Origin of the sequence: Brevibacillus sp. BC25 (genome assembly GCF_000282075.1) — a bacterium.
In the GTDB taxonomy this organism is placed as follows: domain Bacteria; phylum Bacillota; class Bacilli; order Brevibacillales; family Brevibacillaceae; genus Brevibacillus.
This window is the reverse complement of record NZ_AKIX01000038.1, coordinates 71,338-90,712: the sequence shown is the minus strand read 5'-3', so window position 1 is coordinate 90,712 and position 19,375 is coordinate 71,338. Positions and strand designations below refer to the sequence as shown.

At 49.7% G+C, this 19,375-nt stretch carries 18 protein-coding genes, 1 pseudogene and 1 riboswitch; of the genes and pseudogenes, 8 read left to right on the top strand and 11 right to left on the bottom strand.

Translation table 11 applies throughout. The features are described from left to right. The 5 genes and pseudogenes from PMI05_RS11050 to PMI05_RS11030 form a co-directional block, all read left to right on the top strand. Window positions 1-328, top strand: a pseudogene (locus PMI05_RS11050) (NADPH dehydrogenase); the annotation flags it as partial. 148 nt (window positions 329-476) lie between these two features. Beyond that, window positions 477-1,067, top strand: a complete 591-nt coding sequence (locus tag PMI05_RS11045) for a TetR/AcrR family transcriptional regulator (protein ID WP_007721207.1) — start codon at window positions 477-479, stop codon at window positions 1,065-1,067. A gap of 74 nt (window positions 1,068-1,141) precedes the next feature. Next, window positions 1,142-2,521, top strand: a complete 1,380-nt coding sequence (locus tag PMI05_RS11040; protein ID WP_007721205.1) for an MFS transporter — start codon at window positions 1,142-1,144, stop codon at window positions 2,519-2,521. Window positions 2,522-2,591: 70 nt separating this feature from the next. Continuing rightward, window positions 2,592-3,977 (top strand): PLP-dependent aminotransferase family protein, encoded by a 1,386-nt coding sequence (locus tag PMI05_RS11035; RefSeq protein WP_007721203.1) that lies wholly within the window; start codon window positions 2,592-2,594, stop codon window positions 3,975-3,977. A 103-nt stretch (window positions 3,978-4,080) separates the two neighbouring features. Next, the gene (locus PMI05_RS11030; protein ID WP_007721200.1) at window positions 4,081-4,854 is read left to right on the top strand and encodes an HAD-IIB family hydrolase; all 774 of its coding nucleotides are present in this window, start codon (window positions 4,081-4,083) and stop codon (window positions 4,852-4,854) included. A gap of 572 nt (window positions 4,855-5,426) precedes the next feature. Here the strand turns inward: PMI05_RS11030 and PMI05_RS11025 are convergent. The 10 genes from PMI05_RS11025 to PMI05_RS10980 form a co-directional block, all read right to left on the bottom strand. After that, window positions 5,427-6,242, bottom strand: a complete 816-nt coding sequence (locus PMI05_RS11025) for an ABC transporter permease (protein WP_007721198.1) — start codon at window positions 6,240-6,242, stop codon at window positions 5,427-5,429. Next, a complete protein-coding gene (locus PMI05_RS11020; protein ID WP_007721197.1) occupies window positions 6,239-7,225 on the bottom strand; it encodes an ABC transporter ATP-binding protein in 987 nt (328 codons plus the stop codon). Before PMI05_RS11020 ends, PMI05_RS11025 begins: the two co-directional genes overlap by 4 nt. Window positions 7,226-7,242: 17 nt before the next feature. Then, window positions 7,243-8,052, bottom strand: a complete 810-nt coding sequence (locus tag PMI05_RS11015) for an ABC transporter permease (RefSeq protein ID WP_007721195.1) — start codon at window positions 8,050-8,052, stop codon at window positions 7,243-7,245. 1 nt (window position 8,053) lies between these two features. After that, window positions 8,054-9,151 (bottom strand): helix-turn-helix transcriptional regulator, encoded by a 1,098-nt coding sequence (locus PMI05_RS11010; RefSeq protein ID WP_007721193.1) that lies wholly within the window; start codon window positions 9,149-9,151, stop codon window positions 8,054-8,056. A 152-nt stretch (window positions 9,152-9,303) separates the two neighbouring features. Then, on the bottom strand, window positions 9,304-10,632 hold the full coding sequence (locus PMI05_RS11005) for a DUF4129 domain-containing protein (protein ID WP_007721191.1): 1,329 nt from the start codon (window positions 10,630-10,632) through the stop codon (window positions 9,304-9,306). Then, window positions 10,629-11,819: a DUF58 domain-containing protein gene (locus PMI05_RS11000; protein WP_039960602.1), complete on the bottom strand. Its 1,191-nt coding sequence runs from the start codon at window positions 11,817-11,819 to the stop codon at window positions 10,629-10,631. Before PMI05_RS11000 ends, PMI05_RS11005 begins: the two co-directional genes overlap by 4 nt. A 4-nt stretch (window positions 11,820-11,823) precedes the next feature. Beyond that, window positions 11,824-12,762: a MoxR family ATPase gene (locus tag PMI05_RS10995; RefSeq protein WP_007721181.1), complete on the bottom strand. Its 939-nt coding sequence runs from the start codon at window positions 12,760-12,762 to the stop codon at window positions 11,824-11,826. Between the two features lie 48 nt (window positions 12,763-12,810). Beyond that, window positions 12,811-14,037, bottom strand: coding sequence for an MFS transporter (locus tag PMI05_RS10990; RefSeq protein ID WP_007721179.1), 1,227 nt, complete (start codon window positions 14,035-14,037; stop codon window positions 12,811-12,813). Then, complete coding sequence (locus PMI05_RS10985) at window positions 14,034-15,083, bottom strand: helix-turn-helix transcriptional regulator (protein WP_007721177.1); 1,050 nt, start codon at window positions 15,081-15,083, stop codon at window positions 14,034-14,036. Before PMI05_RS10985 ends, PMI05_RS10990 begins: the two co-directional genes overlap by 4 nt. Window positions 15,084-15,242: 159 nt before the next feature. Beyond that, window positions 15,243-16,547 (bottom strand): homocysteine synthase, encoded by a 1,305-nt coding sequence (locus PMI05_RS10980; RefSeq protein WP_007721175.1) that lies wholly within the window; start codon window positions 16,545-16,547, stop codon window positions 15,243-15,245. Between the two features lie 90 nt (window positions 16,548-16,637). Further along, window positions 16,638-16,744, bottom strand: a riboswitch (SAM riboswitch). A gap of 311 nt (window positions 16,745-17,055) precedes the next feature. Here PMI05_RS10980 and PMI05_RS10975 point away from each other — a divergent pair. Both PMI05_RS10975 and PMI05_RS10970 read left to right on the top strand, forming a co-directional pair. Then, window positions 17,056-17,367 carry a rhodanese-like domain-containing protein gene (locus PMI05_RS10975; RefSeq protein WP_007721173.1) on the top strand — a complete coding sequence of 104 codons (312 nt, stop codon included), beginning with the start codon at window positions 17,056-17,058 and terminating at the stop codon, window positions 17,365-17,367. Window positions 17,368-17,448: 81 nt separating this feature from the next. Beyond that, window positions 17,449-18,075 (top strand): SCO family protein, encoded by a 627-nt coding sequence (locus PMI05_RS10970; RefSeq protein ID WP_238543282.1) that lies wholly within the window; start codon window positions 17,449-17,451, stop codon window positions 18,073-18,075. Here PMI05_RS10970 and PMI05_RS10965 read toward each other — a convergent pair. Then, window positions 18,072-18,410, bottom strand: coding sequence for a YqzG/YhdC family protein (locus PMI05_RS10965; RefSeq protein WP_007721170.1), 339 nt, complete (start codon window positions 18,408-18,410; stop codon window positions 18,072-18,074). The genes PMI05_RS10970 and PMI05_RS10965 overlap by 4 nt on opposite strands. A 103-nt stretch (window positions 18,411-18,513) precedes the next feature. On the opposite strand from PMI05_RS10965, the gene PMI05_RS10960 reads away from it, so the two are divergent. After that, window positions 18,514-19,284 carry a hypothetical protein gene (locus PMI05_RS10960; protein WP_007721167.1) on the top strand — a complete coding sequence of 257 codons (771 nt, stop codon included), beginning with the start codon at window positions 18,514-18,516 and terminating at the stop codon, window positions 19,282-19,284. Window positions 19,285-19,375: the final 91 nt, after the last annotated feature.

Genomic DNA, 19,375 nt, shown 5'->3' with positions numbered 1-19,375 from the left:
CCGCCGTTACAAGGAAGCAGGCGTGGATATTTTCCATATATCCAGCGGCGGGGAAGGACCGATTGGTTCAGCAGGCCGTCCAGGTGTTCATCCTGGTTATCAAGTACCATTGGCACGCGCAATTAAGCAGGCACTGGATGTACCAGTCATTGCAGTCGGCAACCTCGATGATCCAAAAGTGGCGGAAGCATCGATTGGCAATGGCGATACGGATTTGGTAGCAGTCGGCCGCGGCATGCTGCGTGATGCTTATTGGGCACTGCATGCGATTCATGAGCTGTCGGCGGATGAGTTGCAGCCACCGAAGCAATATTCAAGAGCGTTTTAATCGGGTAAAAGAGCGATGGGCTTTCCTTTCGACTGCATGAGTCGGAGGAGAGCCCTTTTTTACGGGGAGTCCCTTGACACTTTTTTACAGTCGGTTTAAGATAAATGTCAGTCAGTACTGACAATCAATTTCGGGAATGAGGATAGCAATGAGCAGCAGCAAAAGTCTTACAAGCAGCGAAAAACTGATGATAGCCGCAATCGATCTCATCGCGGAAAGAGGCTACAACGGCGTAACCACGCAAGAAATTGCCACTGCGGCAGGATTGAGCGAGAAGACGTTGTTTCGTCACTTCGGCAGCAAGCGGAATTTGCTCGAAAGCGCCTTTGACCGTTATCATTACACGGAAGGACTGACAAAGCTTTTCACGGAGAAGCTTGTGTGGGATTTGCGCGAGGATTTGTTTTTAATCAGCCGAACGTATCACGAAATGATGAACCGCAATCGGAAAATGATTTTGATTAGCATTAAGGATGAGGCCCATTTGCCCGGTTTCCGCGAGCGGACCCAAAAGCACCCGCGACAGTTGATGGTACTGTTTACAGATTACTTCAAAGAGATGGGCAAAAAGGGCAAGATGATCCAAACGAATCCGGAAGCACAGGCGACTGCCTTCATGGTCATGAATTTCGGGGCGTTTTTGAACGATCTGGATGGCACTAGCAATTTTTCAGGGGTATCCCTAGATGCATTTATCGAAGAGAGTGTAGAGGTTTTCGCTAGGGGTTTGACTCCCTAGTTTTTTTACCACTCGAATGTCAGTCAGTACTGACAGTCAATCTATGAATAACAAAGTGAAGGGGAAGATGCGGCATGGAAGCGACAAAAACGCAGCAAAACAGGGACATATTAATCCGGATATTGATGTTTACCTTGGTCATTTCCTCCATGAGTGCTTTGGTGTTTAACATTGCACTCCCCGAAATTAGCAAGGAGTTTGGTTTGAGCATAGCGCAGGTGAGCTGGCTATCGACCGCATATGGATTGTTATACGCGATCGGAACCGTGACGTATGGTAAACTGGCGGATCGATACAAGCTCAAGAATTTGTTGACGTTTGGACTCTTGGTGTTTACGGCGGGTTCGTTTTTCGGTTTGATCTCCGATTCCTTTGCGATGGCCCTCTTCGGAAGATGCTTGCAGGCAGTAGGCGCGGCTGTCATACCGGCTACTGCGATGCTTATTCCTTTGCGATACTTCCCGCCTGAGCGCAGGGGTTCTGTTTTAGGAAGAACGGCAGTAGGATTGGCTCTTGGCGGTGCACTCGGTCCTGTGATCGCGGCGTTAATCGTCAGCTTTGCCCATTGGCGCTGGCTGTTTTCCATACCGCTCCTGATCTTGCTTACGCTGCCGTTCTACCGCAAATATTTGGAGGATGAGGAGATCGCGTCTAGTGGGAAGTTTGATTGGGTGGGTGGCTCCTTACTTGCGATCAGCGTGACGTCATTGCTCTTGGGAGTAACAAATGGATCGTGGTGGTTTACATTGGCGAGTTTGGTTACTTTGCTCCTGTTCGTTGTACGAATTCGTTCGGTAGCTGATCCGTTTGTACAGCCGAAGGTTTTTGCCAACAAGCAGTATACAATCGGGATTCTAATGGCATTTCTTATAAGTGGAATGGGGATATCGCTTTATTATCTCAGTCCGCTGCTCTTGGCTCAGGTGCAGCAGCTATCGACGAGCTGGATCGGCTTTGTGATGGTTCCAGCGGCTATCGCTTCGGCATTGCTTGGTCGCGTGGGAGGAAAGCTCGCGGACAGGCGGGGGAATGCTTTTCTGTATTTCGTTGCGTCTAGTTTACTGATTGGCTGCTTTGGCTTGCTGTCTACTTTCACAAGCGCCTCGGTTACAGGCATTGCGCTCTTCTTGATCCTAGGCAATGTGGGGCAGTCTTTTATGCAAATCTCGATGGCGAACTCTATCTCGAGGACGTTGACGAAGGAGCAGGCGGGAGTAGGCATGGGAATCTTTTCGATGCTGAGCTTCATTTCTATGGGGATCGCGTCTGCGGTATACAGCAAGGTTATCGATCTTGGCGCGACAACCAATTGGAACCCGGTGAATCCTTATACGAGCGGCTTCATTTACAGCAATATTTATTTGATGATGGCCCTGATGCACGTGTGTCTTATCGTCTTCTACTACTTTCAGTTCGATAGGGCCAAGAGACAAAGCCTTCTGGCGGATAGCTGACCTGTTGTTCACTCAGGCTTAATGCAATATGTGGTAGACTAAAACAAAAAAGGAAGGCGGTTCCTGTCCGTTGCGAGAGCTATCTGCCATTCGTTTTATAGAGGGAGAGCCACTGTTCATCCAAATCTATCACTTTATGAAAGACGAAATATTGCGTAACCAAATCACGTATGAAGAGTTTCTACCCTCGATCAGAAGCTGTGCGCAATCGCTTGCTGTCAGCAAAAACACGGTGGAAGTCGCCTATCAGCTACTGGTATCGGAAGGGTACATCAGCAGCATTCCGAAAAAAGGGTATCAGGTGACGTACAAAGCAGGACCTCTTTCCGGGCAGCACGCAGCGGAACGAGAAGATTCTCGTATACCGTCGATTCGCTATGACTTTCGCTACGGCAATATCGAGCTGGGGGCATTCCCTTTTCATCCGTGGAATAAGCTACGAAACAAGCTCATTTCCAACCATCAGTGCACGTATATGGTGGAGGGGCTGGCTCAAGGCGAATACGTCTTGCGAAAGGAACTCTCAAAATTGCTGCATGAAACGAGAGGAGTCCTCGCCACGCCGGAGCAGATCATTATTGGAGCCACCCCGCAACAGTTGGTGTCGATTGTCGTCCAGCTTTTGGACAGAGAGAAGCATGTGATTGGCGTAGAAAATCCGGGCTATGATGGTGCGAGAAATACGTTTCTCAACGGTGGCTACCGCGTACACGGCATTTCCTTGGAGGCAGACGGTGTATCCATAGAAGAGCTGAAGAGAAGCGGGGCTAGCATCATGTACGTGAGTCCTTCGCAGCAATTCATCAACAAAATGACGATGCCTTTGGAGAAAAGAAACCAATTGACCCTGTGGGCGCAATCCTTATCGCATTCTTATTTGGTGGAGGATGACTACGAATGGGAGTTCAAATATCAAGAGAGCTACATCCCTTCTATCCAGAGTCTGTCTCCCCAAAAGGTTGTTTACATTGGGCGACTCTCCAAAGCATTGCTGCCGCTCGTAAACGTCAGCTACGTCGCCCTTCCTTACGAGCTGTTATCGCGTTTTCACCAGCGCATGCCTGAATACGATCAGCCTGTTTCCCGCTTGGACCAGTTGACGCTAGCGGCGTATTTGTCCGATGGTTATTGGCATAGACACTTGCAGCACATGCGAAAAGACTACGTGGAAAAGCGAGAGGTGTTTCTTCAGGCGGTTGCTCGTTACATGGACGGACGTGTGGAAATAGAAGGGAAGGATACGGGGCTGCATGTATTTTTGACCGTAAAAAGTCAGCGTACGGAAGCAGAACTCATGGAGCGTGCCTATCAAAAGGGCGTAAAAGTCTACGGAACTGCCCGATACTGGCTGCATGATACAAGGGAGCATCCGACGGTATTGCTAGGGTACGGAGCATTGACCCCCGACGATATTCAAGAGGGAATTCGCTTGTTGGCTAGTGCCTGGTTCGAGTAACAGATCAGCTTTCTGTCCCACTCATCTTGAACGATCTGTCCCTTTGGCCTCAGACGGCTATCCATTACGATGGACAGGACAGCGATTAGAAAGGGTGGGAAAAATGAAGTTCATTTTTGATCTGGACGGGACGATCTGCTTCAAAGGTCAACCGATCTCAACAAACATTTTGGATAGCCTGCTTGCACTCGAACAAGCGGGACATACCGTAGGCTTCGCCTCCGCAAGACCGTGTCGTGACATGCTGCCTGTCCTCGATGAGCGGTTTGCCAACCATCTCCTCATTGGTGCGAATGGAGCGATGACTCATCACCAAGGGAGCTTGCAGGGCTGCGTACCGATCCCGGATCGTTTGGCACATGAAATCATCAGCATTCTCGATGATTATCACGCGCAGTATTTCATCGATGACTCGTGGAATTACGCACATAATTGTGTGTCGACACATCCTTTTTTGAGCTATATCGATCCCAATCGGACAGCTAGCCGCGTGGATGTGGATCAACTGAATGCCGTGCTGAAAATCCTGATTTTATCGTGTGACCGTTATGAAGAATTGATGACGAGAATCAAGGAACTCGATGTTACGCTGCATTATCATTCGGCAGAAGGCATTCTCGACCTTACTTATCGGGGAGTGAATAAATGGGCTGCCCTGAATCGGTTCGATGTGGCAGGGGAGCCGTTCATTTGCTTTGGCAATGACATGAATGATTTGCCACTGTTTGAAAAAGCGCATCATTCCGTATTGATTGGCGAGTATGAACCGTTGCTAGCATTGGCAAAGGAAAAAATCGCCGTGGATGATCAAGTGGAGCAATCTATTATCGCAAAATTGCGAGAGCTGGGCGCGGCGTACGAGCTCGCTCATCCCTAGAAAAGGGATATCTCTGATTGGCAACTTATCCATGCAAAAGCGTCCGAATAGGGGAGATCCGGACGCTTGTTTCCATCAACTTTTATTGGATCATCTCAGCGCAACACCAGCCGCATACACTTTGCAGCCGATCTGGATCTTCCCAGCAACAGGCTCTACATCTCATGCTTCTTTCTCGAGGAGGATTGTTTCTAGAATAAGGATCCCGATCAGGAGTAGCAGAATATTGCACCAAACGACCATTTACTTTCTTGTATCCTTTATTGCGGGATTTTTTCCTTTTCAATGATGATCACTCCTTTTGATAATATGCGATAGGGTATGCTCAAAAATTTTCAGTGAATAGACTTGCACCTGCAATTGCAAAAATTGGATAATGACGAGAAGTCCCTACTTATCAGACTTAGAAAGCTTGTATTCACCCTGACAATCACAAGGCAATGAGTGAGCCGGATCATAACGGACACCCTGGGGGATTTGTAGAGAATCTGTTGACGGTGGAGTAAGAGGAATAAGAAAACGCCTTTTCCAATCAGGAAAGGGCGTTCTTTATGTAACGATTCTTTGTCAAACTAATACATCACCATGTTCCCGGTCTTTTTCATATGCTTCTCCGCTTGCTTCAACAGCACGACGGTTGCTGTCACGAGCACCAACAGAACAGCGGCTAGAAGTCCCATACTCGGCAGCATTGTTTGCAACGACGCTCCCTCCATCAGCAGCTCGCGAATTAACTGAAGCGCGTAGGTCAGGGGAAAGCAAAAGGAAATGACCTTGGCCCAAACCGGAAAGGCCATCGGGGGCAGACGGACACCGGAAAAGATCAGCATCGGCTCATCCAGGATGGTGTAGAGAAAGCTCGAATCGCGTGAAAACAGAAAGAGCACACAGAGAAAGCCGCCCCAGACGATGGCCGATACCAGCAAAATGAGGAAGGCAAGTGGAGGCGCCCACCAGCCGCTCAGCTGAATGCCATCAACAAAAAACAAGGCTAACAGGACAAAGCAAAAGAACAGCCAGACCCCCTCGATCAGCGAGGAAAGCGAACGCCCATACAGAAAAGCGAGCCGGTTGACCGGGCTGATGAAGACCATTTCCATGGTTCCTGCTTGCCGTTCAAAGCTCATTTGCCATGACGACTGCACCAGGCACCAATAAAAGATATAGCCTAAATAGCCAGTCAACAGGAACAGCGGCAACTGCTCGTAACTAATGAACCGGGCAAGAGGGGAATCAGCTCCCATCCGAAACGGGGCAAACGAATAATACGCGGTCACGAAATTGATAACAGGCCAGACCAAGAGCGAAAAGTAGATCATTTTGCTGTGAAACGAATGGCGATGCTCCTTAATGATTTCGGCCAAAAGTAGGCTGCCTAGCTGTTTCATGCCCCCCTCCGATCTGCCATGTGCAAGATGACGTCCTCCAGTGATGGCTGTTGGGTGGAGAGACGCAAGACAGGGGATTGGTGAGCAGCCAAGAGGGAAAGCAGCGGAGTCGTCATATCCGTTTTTCCCCGTAACGTCACTTCCCAGGTCTGCTCGTCTGTTTCTGCGATTTCACGCGAGCCGCCGTAATCCAGTACCAGCTGGCGCAGATCGTAATCGAGCGAGTCGGAAAGAGAGGGGATCACTACCTGCAAGGCGGTATCCAGGTCGAGCGATTTGGTCAGGTGCTCCGGTGTATCATGCGCCACGAGCCTTCCTTTATTGATGATGTATACCTCATCGCAAAGCTCTTCTACCTCATGAATGTAGTGGCTGGTCAACAGAATGGCTTTTCCATGCTGAGAAGCGAGTTCACTCACATGCTTGCGAAGCTGCCGGGCGATGGGGGCGTCCAAGCCGAGAGTCGGTTCGTCAAGGAACAGGTAGCGCGGATCATTGATCAGGCCGCGGGCGATTTGCAGTCGTTGCTTCATGCCTTTGGAATAACGCTCGACCGGGGTGTTGGCGGCCTCATACAGGCCAACCTGCAAGAGCAATGAATCGATCCGATTGCGCAGTTCCTGCCCTTGCAAACCGTACAGACTGCCGAAATATTGCAGATTTTCCCGCCCTGTCAGCCGCCAATACAGCATGCGCTCGCCCCCTGCGATCATGTTGACCTTGGCTTTGACGAACCGATCGTCCTTTACCGCGTCATACCCGTCTACCGTGATTGTGCCGCTAGTCGGGGTGAGTAGTGTGGAGCACATCTTGATTGTTGTTGTTTTCCCTGCGCCATTAATGCCTAACAATCCAATGATTTTGCCGGGTACCATGCGAAAAGACAGATCAGCAACTGCCTCGACCTCTGCCCATTGCTGGCGAAACCAGCCTTTTTTCTCTTTCACTCGGTATACCTTCCGTACATTTTCTGCAATCAACATGATTGTTGTCCTCCTCGTTATCCAAAAATCGATTCCATGACGCGTTTTTCCATCCTACGAATGCCCCACATCCCGATGACGAGATAGACGAGGGACAGGGCTGCCATATGTAACAGCTGTGGGGAAACAGCATGCAGCGGCGCTCCTTGAATCACGCATTGCCGAAAAGCATCCAGCGCAGGCGCGAGCGGCATGATGAGACCGAGCGGTTGCAGCCATTCAGGCAAATACGGAATCGGAAACGTCACCCCACTGACAAAGGCCATCACGGCAAACAGCGTGTTTTGTGTGATGTACGTATCGCGGAACCAAAGCATGAGACTGCCCAATACGAGCGCCTGGCAAAAGAAAGCCCCTGTAGACAATATCCAGACAAGGACGGCGCTCCATACGTTCGTATGAGAGAGCGTGAGTCCAAACAAAGCCCCTACAAGCACAATCACCGAAAATTCGAACAAAGTACGCATGAGTTGTTGGGTGACATTCCCCAAAAAGTACCCCCTGCGCAAGGAAGGAGTGAGCAAAACCGCCTCCAAGGTCCCTTCCCGTAGCTCCGTAATGAGTGAGCGGCTGACATTCATCAAGGTCGAGACGGCAAACGCATAAAAAGCTCCGCCGAGGATGGCGTACGACAAGTAATCGGACGAGCCGGTGAGATGTGCAAAATTCTCGTCCAACTGCCCGGCAAATACATAGTGATAGGCGAAGAAGGCGAACAGCACCGTATATACCCCGGAAAAAATGTGGCCGATGACAAACGACCACGGATAGGCACGAATCATTACGCGGGTATTGCGAATAAAGGTAGCTTTGGCGACATGAAACACGTTATTTCCTCCGTTCTGGGGGATGTGATGAAGCAGGTGGAGAGACAAGTCCGGGAACAGGCATGTCGATGAACTCATGCAGATCGACGGCGAGTTGTTCCAGCCGTGATGCAATCGCGCGGTAAAACACATACCGTCCCCGTCGTTCACTCCAGATAAAGCCTGTGTCTACCAACAGATTCAAGTGCTTGTTGACGGCAGGCTCACTGATGTTATGCAGGTCAGCCAACTGCTGCGTGCAGTAAGGATGAGCCAATAACGATTTGAGAATCGCCGTTCGCATCGGATCACTGAACACCTTCATTTTGTTGATGAAGTCAGCGGGAATCACCGAGGTGGATCTGGTGCCGGGAACGTCAACAGATAAGCCCACCGAGATGTGGTCATCGTAAATGCCGAGCAACAAATGCGGCGAGACAAAAGTAGAGACACGCAAATGGATACGAGCCAGCTCCGAATAGCCAAATGTGTACGTTTTTGCTTTATGAAATTGCAAGAAGTCTTCATGCACCTTCAAGCGCGGGTGTACCTGCGACAAAAATGGAATCGGATCAAGCTTGATCTGCTCTTGTGCTTCATGTACAGCGCGGACGAGCCACGGTTCAATCCGCCGTTCTTCTGTTTGAAAAAATGGCAGGTAGTCGTAGCAAAACTCCAGAAAACTGCGCTTGGTCGAGAGTGGATGGCGCAAAAGCTCCCGATGCTCCGGTTTCAGCTCATCAAAAATCTCGTCTGTACGTCCTTGCATCCAAGCTTGAAGTTGTCTGGGATGATAGACAGGACCGATCATGAGCTGGGCAAACTCGCCAGCATCCATGGCCTGTACACGCTCCAATGCAGTCTCAACAGAATGCTCAAAGCACTCCTCCCAAGGCGCCAGAAAGTCCATGGCATCGAGAAACTGATTGGACATGGAACTAAAATAGTGAAGCTTTTTCAAGAGCGGGGCAGGTAAAGCAGTGAGCAACTCCTCCGCCCAATGCAAGCGGGAGGTATGATGCTCCGGCATGGCAAGCACGTGGAGACTCAAGAAAAACTCATAGCCGGGTATGTATGCGACATGAAGGTGCTTACGCAGCCAGTCAGGTAAATCTTGCACCGAGCATCCTCCTTTCTTGTTCAATTAACCATTTGGTGAATTTAATTTGGGAGTGGGCAAAATTGAAGAAATTATGCCGGAGGGGCATCTCGATGTCAAGAGAAAAAGAAAACAACCACGGCTAACGGGTAGCACGTGGTTGTGGAACGGTATTACGTCTCAGGGAAACGAGAGCCGAGTGTCTGCACGGATTGCTGCATCGCTGTCAAATCCGCTTCGGGAAGCGACTGCTCCTGATAACGATATTGCTGATAGTAACGGGTGATGCGAGCGACTGCATCTAGCTGGCCTGCATCTAGCAAGGACATTTCACGCAGGCGATTGAAAAACTCTTGGGGTGTCTCATGCAACTCGATTGGCATCCCTTGCTTCTCCATGAGGACGAGGAATTGATAGTAGGCGTACCTGGTGGGATCATCCTCTGGGCCAACGGGCTGTTTGAACCATGTAGCAGAGTCTTCCTCAGCACTTTCTTTACTGGAAGAGGGGGGAACAGTGGTTAACACAGTGTTTTGTGCAGCCGCCACTTCTTTTTCCCGCGTAATCGTCCCCTTGAAGCGCTTTTTCCACATGTATCGGCCGAGCAGGATCACACAGGTGAGGATGAAGGCAATGATTAAGTATGGCTGCAGAACAGAAAAGAGTGATTCTCCGAGCTGTATCTGTTCCGCGGGATTATCTGCTTTTTGCCCTGTACTTTCCATGAGTACCTTCATACCTGCCTGTTTTTGGTTCGCCCTCTCGTACAAACGTTCAAACAATTCCACAATGAAAATAAGCACAGGCTCAAAGAGCGTATACAGTCCAGCGCTGACAGGTCCTTTTATCCAACTCCAGATCCAATAGATGAGGCCAAGTACGATAGAACCGATAGCCAAATAACCTGCGATCAAAAGAAAACGAGTGCCTAGCACTTGACTGCCTAGTAGCAAGCTAATGCGAGCAGGCAGCCTCGTAGAAAGTGATCCTTCCCGCAGCACGAACGACACAATCGCCACTAAAATATAGCTGAGAGTAATGAGGACGAGTATGGAAAAAGAGGCTGCGAGCGAATAGGAACCCGGGTCAACGATGGAGGTGTAAAGTACTGCTATCACGAGCTGTATCAGACCCGCCATCAGCGCCAGAACAAATCTGCGTTGCAGACTGTCATGTCGATAGCCTTCCGATGCAGCACTTTGTACTCTCCAAAAATAAACAGCAGCCAATACTAGCGCGATGAGCCAGGAATCGTAGAGATAGAAGCTGCCCATTCCTATGACAAACACAAAGGGATACAGCAACAGATGGAGCATAAAGCGACCGCCACCACTATGGTACAGCCAGCTCCCTGCCATGAGCAGGATCGCTGCGACTAGGCAAAACGAGAGCAGCTGACCAAATCCTGCTGTCATATACCCAAACAAGATCAGGAAAACGCCCGTCAACATGGCCTCCAGCCAAAATGCGAGAGTCCAGCGGCCCATCAAGGAGAGTGTCATCCCATCATCACGCTCCTTTTTTTCAAGCGAGCATGCTCAAAACGCTGGATGGTGACAGGGTCAGAAGAAACATCCAGCACCGCAACCTGATGACCGCGTTGAACAAGGCGCTCCGCCGAGGCTTGTACAGATGGGTCCATTCGTGGTGTCACAATGAGAATGGCTTCCTTCCCATGAGCTCCCTCTAACCGGCGAAGAATAGTCGTCAGTGGCGTTGTCACAAAATGATGGATTTGCGCCAGTTGAGTCATGACGTGCAGGTGGTGCGCCTTGCCACTTCCCGCAGGCAAATGAAAATGTTCACGTCCTCGTTGCTTCACGGTAAGGTACAGCTCGTATCCGACCGATTTTCTCCTGCACAGGCCAGCCAAAGCCGCAAGACAGGAAATCGTCCGTTCATTGGTGGTATCGTTATACTTTTGCATCATCGGTTCATAGGAGGGCAGGATATGCCCGACGATTCGCCAGTTCGGATGGGCTGTATACTCGAAAAGACGCGTCTCCAGTGAACCTGTTTTGGCGGTTGCCTTCCAATGGATGTGCTTGAAACGGTCGCCTGGCATGTACGACCGAACGCCACGCTGAAAAGTGACATCGTCCTGTTGGCGCTGACGAGAAAGCCGATTCCCGTCCGGTTCCGTTTCAGCGAGCACGACGGGAGAAAGAGCAAGAGGCAGCGGATAGACCAGCAAGGAAAAGGAAATCGACAATGTCATAGCGGTAGGCTCCTCGCCCAATAACGGCAATGTCTCGGATTGAACATCCGTCAACCAGACCGTGCCTCGCTTGTTTGGGATGAGAATCAAGGTGCGTGTGGCACTTTGTCGCATCGGCAGATCAAACCGCAGGCGAACGCTCGTCCGATGATTGAGGATTCGCACCTCGTCTGCGCCTTCCACCGAAACATGCTCCGGCAGTGTGAAGCGAAGCCAGGTAGCAGGCAAAGGCAGCCACGAACGATTGTGCAAGCGAACTGTAATGTGCACGGGTGTCCCTGACAGGACGCGCGTTTGATCACTAGACCATTCGAGCGACACCCATTTGGACATGGACTTAACCCACCAGTCTTGTGCAGCTGGGAGAAAGAAGAAAAAGCCCCCAAACATAAAGAAAAACCAGTGGCCGGAAAAAACGGCGAAGAGCAGTAAGACAAAACCGATTACGTGAAAGGTTTGCTTGGTGATCATAGCGTTACACGCTTTCTTCGACGGGAGCGGGAACGCTAGTCAAGATTTGCTCCACGACTTCCTGCTCCGTCACATGCAGCTCTGCTTCCATGGAGAGGCGAATGCGGTGAGCTGCCAGACTTGGAAACACCACTTTTACATCATCTGGCAAGACATAAGTACGACCAGAAACGAACGCGTAAGCCTGGGCGGATCGCAACAGGGCGAGCATGGCGCGCGGACTAATGCCCACCTCAACAGAACGATGCTGGCGAGTCGCTTCCGTCAGATCGATGACATAGTCTTCCACCGGTTGGCTGACGTGAACGGTCGTGACCTCGCGTTGCAGTGCCGCAATTTGCTCGACAGTGATGACCGGCTCGACGGCCTCTAATGGGGAGGCACTGCGGAATCTCCGCAAAATTTCTTTGGCATCCTCACGCGTACCGTAGCCAAGAGACAGCTTGAAAAGGAAGCGGTCCAATTGTGCTTCTGGTAGCGGATAGGTTCCTTCCGATTCAATCGGGTTTTGGGTAGCAATGACCAGCATAGTCGATGGAAGTGGCAGGGTCACGCCTTCGATCGTGACCTGGCGTTCCTCCATGCATTCCAGCAAGCCGGATTGAGTCCTGGGAGTGGCCCGGTTTATTTCATCTGCGAGCAAGACATCCGCAAAAACAGGTCCCTTGCGCAGTTCGAATTCACTTGTTCGTTGATTGAATACGTGTAGACCGACGACATCAGATGGCAGTAGATCCGCAGTAAATTGCAGGCGGTTGTAAGAGCCGCCAATCGCTTGCGCCAAGGTTTTGGCAAGCACGGTTTTTCCCATTCCGGGCAAATCCTCCAGTAATACGTGACCACGGGCGAGCAAGGCCGTTACCAATAGGCGGATCTGGCTTTCCTTGCCCACGATGACGCTGCTGATAGCATGCTGAAGGCTATCCAATGTCGGATGTGTCATGAAAATTCTCCTTTTTACATTCAAAATTTAGCAGTCATACGGTTTTTATTATATATGGAATATCCTGTTAGTTACAAATTTTCGAAATAGTATTCCCGTAAGCGCTGCGAGCACGATGACGGCACCTACAGAGATGTAAAGCGGGCGAATCCCAACCTGATCGCTCAGCTGTCCGCCAAGCCAAATACCGACGGGCATCGTCGCACGCACGATGAGTAGGCGGACAGACAGTACACGCCCCATTAGCTCGGAAGGAACGTGTAGCTGATACAGGCTTGTGCTATGTACTTGGAAAAAGGGAGCAAACAGACCAGCCAGTAGTTCGATGGTGATGGCGAGCCAGAGGTCATGGGTAAAGCCTATTGCAACAAAGCTTAAGCCACCTAATACCAGTGATCCCAACATGATCAGGGGCTGTCCAAGGCTGCTGCGGAAGCGAGGCATGAGCAAGGAGCCGAAGAAATATCCCAAAGGATAACCAGCTAAAAACAAGCCTACATGAAACGAGGTGCCTTGCAGCTCGCCAGCTACAAAAGGCAGGTTTAGTACGAGTGTGACGCCGACAGCAAATTGGACGAGAGCCGAGTACAGGCCAAGCCAGAGCAGAAGGGGTTTCTCCCAAAAAATCACAAGACCAGCTTTAAACATGACAAACCACGATTGCTTCTTGTTGGCGGTATCCACTGGGGCGAATGGACAAAGAACCAGAAAGAATCCGCTGAGTGCATAGCTGATCGCGACTAATGCGAGTACGGACTCACCGCCGATACTCGCCACGAGAATCCCGCCCAAAGGAGGTCCTGTAATCAAGGCAATTCGCAGGACACTATCCAAATAGGCATTGGCTTGGAGGAGCTGCTCTCTTTTGACCAGAGCAGGGAGGAGCGATTGGCTTGCTGGTACATACAGCGGTTGAACGAGACCGTTGATCAAGGCAGTGAAATACAACGGCCAGAGCGATTCTGTCCCGGAAGTAATGACCGCAAAGGACAAACAAAACGCAGCAGCTCGCATCCATTGAGAAAAAATCATGACACGCTTCTTGTCGAACCGGTCGATGTACGGTCCGGCTACCAACTGAATAGCGAGCGACGGCAAGAAATACAGCAGCCACATCTGTCCGACCGCACCTTGTGAGCCTGTTGCCTGATAGATTAGCCAGCTATTGGCCAGGGTACCAAGTGAGGAGCCGAGTTCTGAAATGAGCTGACCGAAAAGAATCCAACGATAAGAGCGCTGCTGCCAGACAGAGGCTTGTACCGCGGTTTGGTTCATGGGGTGCTCCTGTCCAGGAATTCATCCCACATCAGGGGGAGCTTGTCCAGCGTATGGCGGCGGAGTCTGTAACGGGAGCCTGCTGTTTCAACGAGATGGGCAGACCGCAGCATGGACAGATGATGGTGCACTGTCGATTTCGCCATGGAGAGTTGATCTGTTATCTCTTGCAGGCTCAGATCCTTTTCCGCCAGCATTTTGACCATGCGCAGCCTGTGCTCATCACCGAGTGCTTTTAAGGCTTGTACCAGTGAAGGAGGTGGTTGATTAGGATCTACAGCATCGTGCAAATTTTCGTCGGCAACAGGGTAATAAAAAATTTTCGTCCCGACAGCATCGGCCTGTACGGTCCACGGGCGATAGATCGCTTGTGGAATCAGCAGTACGCGTGTCACGGCAGGCTCTGGGAGGTAGCTCGATCCCGTTGCATACTCCACCAAGGCTTCCGGGTTGAGCTTTCCTAGCTTGCTTTGCTTTTGCGACCAATCCCGTTCTAGCATGCGAACGATTTCTTCCTCATGCGGCTTGATATGAGTGGTGTACCAGCCTTCCATCAATCGGAGAATATGACTCCGCAGCTCTTCTGCATCAACGGAAGTAATATGTTCGATATACGATTCAAAAAAGAGGTGCGCGCGGCACGCTTCCTGCAAAGAAGAGCAATCATCCTTGTTTCCTTGTGCAGCCTTCCGCCGTGCTTCCTGCATATTTTCACCTAGATAAGGGAGGGCCTCGTATCGGAGCTGTTCTGTTGAGAGTTCTCTGACATACGAGAGAAAGGAATCCAGATCAGCGAAAGGGCAAAGATCGAGCAGTTGCAAAAGCGTCTTCCACGTGTTGTGCTCCTTCGCATAGTCGACCTCTTGCCGTACAGAGGGTGACAGCTCGTCCAACAGTTGACGCCAGTAGGCAGGAGGGTGTTCCATCGTGTGATGCAATTGATCGTAGGTAGCGGCAGCGATTCCCAAGGCAGCTTCGAATAAAGGAGAATACGAGATCTCCACGCGATACGTTGTCCGTTCACTTCCGATGTTCAAAACTTTCACGTATATCCACTCTCCTAAAATTTTCTTGAATGATAATATTATAAAAATATCGAATTTGAAATTCAATGTTTTTCGAACAAAAATAAAAAAGTAAAAAGAAGAATCACAAACCTCTATCCAAAGAGATCACGTGATTCTTCTTTCCTTGTATAGGTATGGTTAACCGACCGTGGATAATTGCAACGCACGCTGCAGGGCTTGCTCCAGATCAGAGAGGATATCGTCGATCGATTCTGTGCCGACGGAGAGGCGAATAAGTCCCGGAGTCACTCCGGCTGCTGCCTGCTCTTCTTCTGTCATCTGCTGATGTGTTGTGCTAGCTGGATGAATGATGAGTGACTTGGAGTCCCCGACATTTGCGAGATGGGAGAACAGCTTCACTGACTCGATCAATGTTTTTCCTGCCTCAACGCCACCGCGAATTCCAAAGGTCAGGATCGCGCCAGTACCTTTTGGCAAATATTTTTGTGCCAATTCATGCTGGGAGTCTGACTCCAGCCCCGGATAACTCACCCACTCTACGGCAGAGTGGTTGGCGAGGAATTTGGCTACTGCCAAGGCGTTTTGGCTATGCCGCTCGATGCGCAGATGCAGTGTTTCTAATCCTTGTAGGAACAAGAAGGAGTTGATTGGGGCAACAGCCGCTCCGATATCGCGCTGGAGCTGGACGCGCGCTTTGATAATATAAGCGAGTGGACCGACTGCCTCTGTATAGACGACGCCATGGTAGCTTGGATCTGGTGTAGTCAGACCTGGGAATTTTCCGTTACTCCAGTCGAATTTTCCAGAGTCTACGATGATACCGCCAATTGCTGTTCCGTGGCCGCCGATGAATTTGGTGGTGGAGTGCACGACAATATCGGCCCCGTGCTCAAAAGGACGGCACAAAATCGGGGTCGCGAAGGTGTTGTCCACGATCAAAGGCACGCCATTTTCGTGGGCAATATTGGCGATCGCCTCGATATCAGCGATATCAATGCGCGGATTGCCGATCGTCTCGCAGAACACGGCTTTTGTCTTTTCATTGATATAGGTACGGAAATTTTCCGGATTGGATTGATCAGCAAAATGAACCTTGATACCGAGGCGGGGAAGAGTGTGGGCGAACAGGTTGTAGGTACCGCCGTAGAGGCTGCTGGAAGCGACGATCTCGTCTCCTGCATGCGCAATATTTAAGATGGCGAATGTAATGGCAGCTTGCCCGGATGCGGTCGCGAGTGCACCAACACCACCTTCGAGCAGGGCAACACGCTTTTCAAATACATCCTGCGTCGGATTCATGATGCGCGTATAGATGTTCCCAAACTCTTTTAAGCCAAACAGGTTGGCTGCATGCTCCGTATCACGGAAAACGTAGGAGGTCGTCTGATAGATCGGAACAGCACGTGAGCCTGTTACAGGGTCAACCTCCTGTCCACCGTGTACCGCAAGTGTTTCTGGCTTCCATTGTTGTTGATCGGACATGTCCATCTCTCCTTTTACTATGGGAAATCGGCTAATAAAAAACGGAGCATTCTCCTGAGAAGAAGAAGGCTCCGATCATGCACGGGCTTGTGTTCATCTCTCAGAATCACTGGATTCTGCAGGAATTGGCACCATGCAGCTAGTCTGCTGGTTGCCGGGTTTCGTAGGGCCTGTCCCTCCACCGCTCTTGATGAGAAAAGTTGTTGTCGTAATTGTATGAAAATATCCCCTCGCTGTCAACGCATAATAGTAAGTTATCAGGGAGGTTTTTATGTATATATAGATGGAAGGTGTTCACTCATGCCATTAATTTGTAACGCTTTTGCCTCAAGCTGTTCACATCCCGTGTGGCTACTGTCGCAGCGAAATAGGAGATAATGGTAGAAAATAGGGAGCATGGATGTATGGTGAAGCCAAGTGCTCTTCGCGTTAGAAAAGTAAAAAAGCGTATGATATCATGGAGGTGGTTACAACTGATCTGATCGTACATATAGGAGGATAAATAGCGATGAGCCATGGAGTAAAGGAAATGACACCACAAGAGCTGTTGGAAAAGCTGGAAGCCAAAGAGGAGCTGCAAGTCATTGATGTTCGTGAAGTCGATGAGTGGAATGCAGGTCATATCAAAGAGGCAAAGCTGATCCCACTCGGCTTTTTGCCGCACCGTATCGATGAACTGGATAAGAACATTCCGATTGTGATGGTTTGCCGTAGTGGTGCCAGAAGCAATACAGCTACAGAGTATTTGAGTGCACAAGGGTATGACGTGGCGAATATGGTTGGCGGCATGCTCGCATGGCCAGGTGAAGTGGAACAGTAAGAAGTGATAGAAACAGTGTGAATGCCTCCCGTGTGTAATCAGGAGGCATCTCGCATGGGACAAGCAGGGAGGAAGCAACCCGTGAGTGAAGGAACACAATTGCAGCATGAATCTGCGATGAAAAAACATTGGTTTCCTGTGTTAGCTGGCATTATCCTTTTGGCTATCGTCGGAGTATTTGGTTATAAGTATATGACAGAAGAGAAGATCGAAGTGTTGAAGCCCATCGCGGATTTCACCTTGGACAACAGTGCCGGAACAACCTATACATTTAATGAAAGTGCTGGCAAAGTACGACTGGTGGAGTTTATGTTTACCAAGTGTCCGGATATTTGTCCAGCGACTACGTACAACATGGCCAAGCTGCAAGATCAGTTGAAGGAAAAGGGACTGTTCGGAGACAAAGTAGAGTTTATCTCCATTTCCTTTGACCCTGATAACGATACGCCGGAAGTCTTGCAGGAGTACGCAGCCAAGTTCAAGGCAGATCAGAGCGGCTGGAAGTTCCTGCGCGGGGACGCTCAGGCTGTAGAGAAAGTGACGAAGGATTTTGGTCTGATGGTCATGAAGCAGCCAGATGGTTCTTATGCCCATACGGCTCGCATGTTCCTTGTGGATGGAGATGGAAACATGCGCCGCGCGTACGGGATGGCAGCTGACATGGACATGGAAATCATGATGAAAGAGATGGAACAGCTCGCTGACTAGTGAGTCTCCTCATAGGAGATGTTTACGACTTCTTCTGTCTGATTCACGAATTCAATATAAACGAGTAACGCCCACCTGCGATTGCCTTCTTGAAGCAAGAGCTTAAACGTCTCTTCCGACGTGGTGGGCGTTTTTTGTTTTCGTCCGACATGTAGGTAGTCCACAATTTGAGCGTTTGGATATCGCTTCATCGTTTCCTGCATCGCGAGCCTGCCCCATTTTGCATAGGGAGGCTGGGCATAGGTAGGGAACGGCTGAAAGAGGAACAGGAAAAGTACAGTGGAGAGAAGGGGCATCATATTCCGATAACGAAATAGGCGACGAGCGGCTTGCACTTACTTATCCCTCTCCTTTTCGAAATGGTTTGCCATGTATTTTGAAGACTTTTCGGCATATCATTCGTAGAAAATAATGACAATGAAGTGCGGGAGGTTTTCGATGCATTACTTGCTCATTCCCTTATTTGGCCTTCCTATTTTGGTGGGGGTTCTTGCGGCCATTTTTCAAAAGCCTCCTTTCTGGAAAAAATGGGGGCTCACGATTGCTTCTGCCGTATTGATTTACGGAGGCTGCTTCGCTGCGAATGTACATTGGCAAATGAAGTATGGCATTCCGGTGTTACCCACGGAGTCAGACTTGGAGGTATTTTTATACTTTTGTATCCTGTTGGTGTTTGTTTGTATCCTCATGTATATTGTCTTTTTGATCATGATGAGAAAACAGTTTTGGAAAATGAACCTCGTTTTTCTATGCACAGCCTTTGGCTTGTTTAGCTTTTTTGCTGCTGCCTTTTTAGGCATGGGGCCTTTTTTGAAAAAAGCGGAGTACGTCACCGTCGTACAAAAAGCAAAAGACCAATGGAAAGCGGCGAAGATGGATAATGAGAAGCCTATTGATCTCGCCATCGTATACAGCAAACAAGACTGTACCAAAAATTGTGCCGGGTATCCGTATTCAAGTCTGATCCTGATACGGAATCAATCGGATCAGCCGTTGGAGATTGATTTGAAACTGCGATTGCAAAACAAAAGTGGCGCCGTATTAAAAGAAGTCGAAGCCGTACCACTAAAGCTCTCTTCAGGAGAAATTACGGAGGTATGGACGGGCGATTCCTATGCAAAGCACGACTTTTGGGCGAGAGCCAGTGTCGTTACCGATGAAAGAGTTACTGATTTGAAGTATCAGTATTCGATTATTGACCGAAGATGAATGTGTGGAATAGACAAGACTGTGTGAAACGAACGTCTTACGTTGTGATATAATAAGAATGGCATGCTTGGTTCGGATTCCCATAATCATG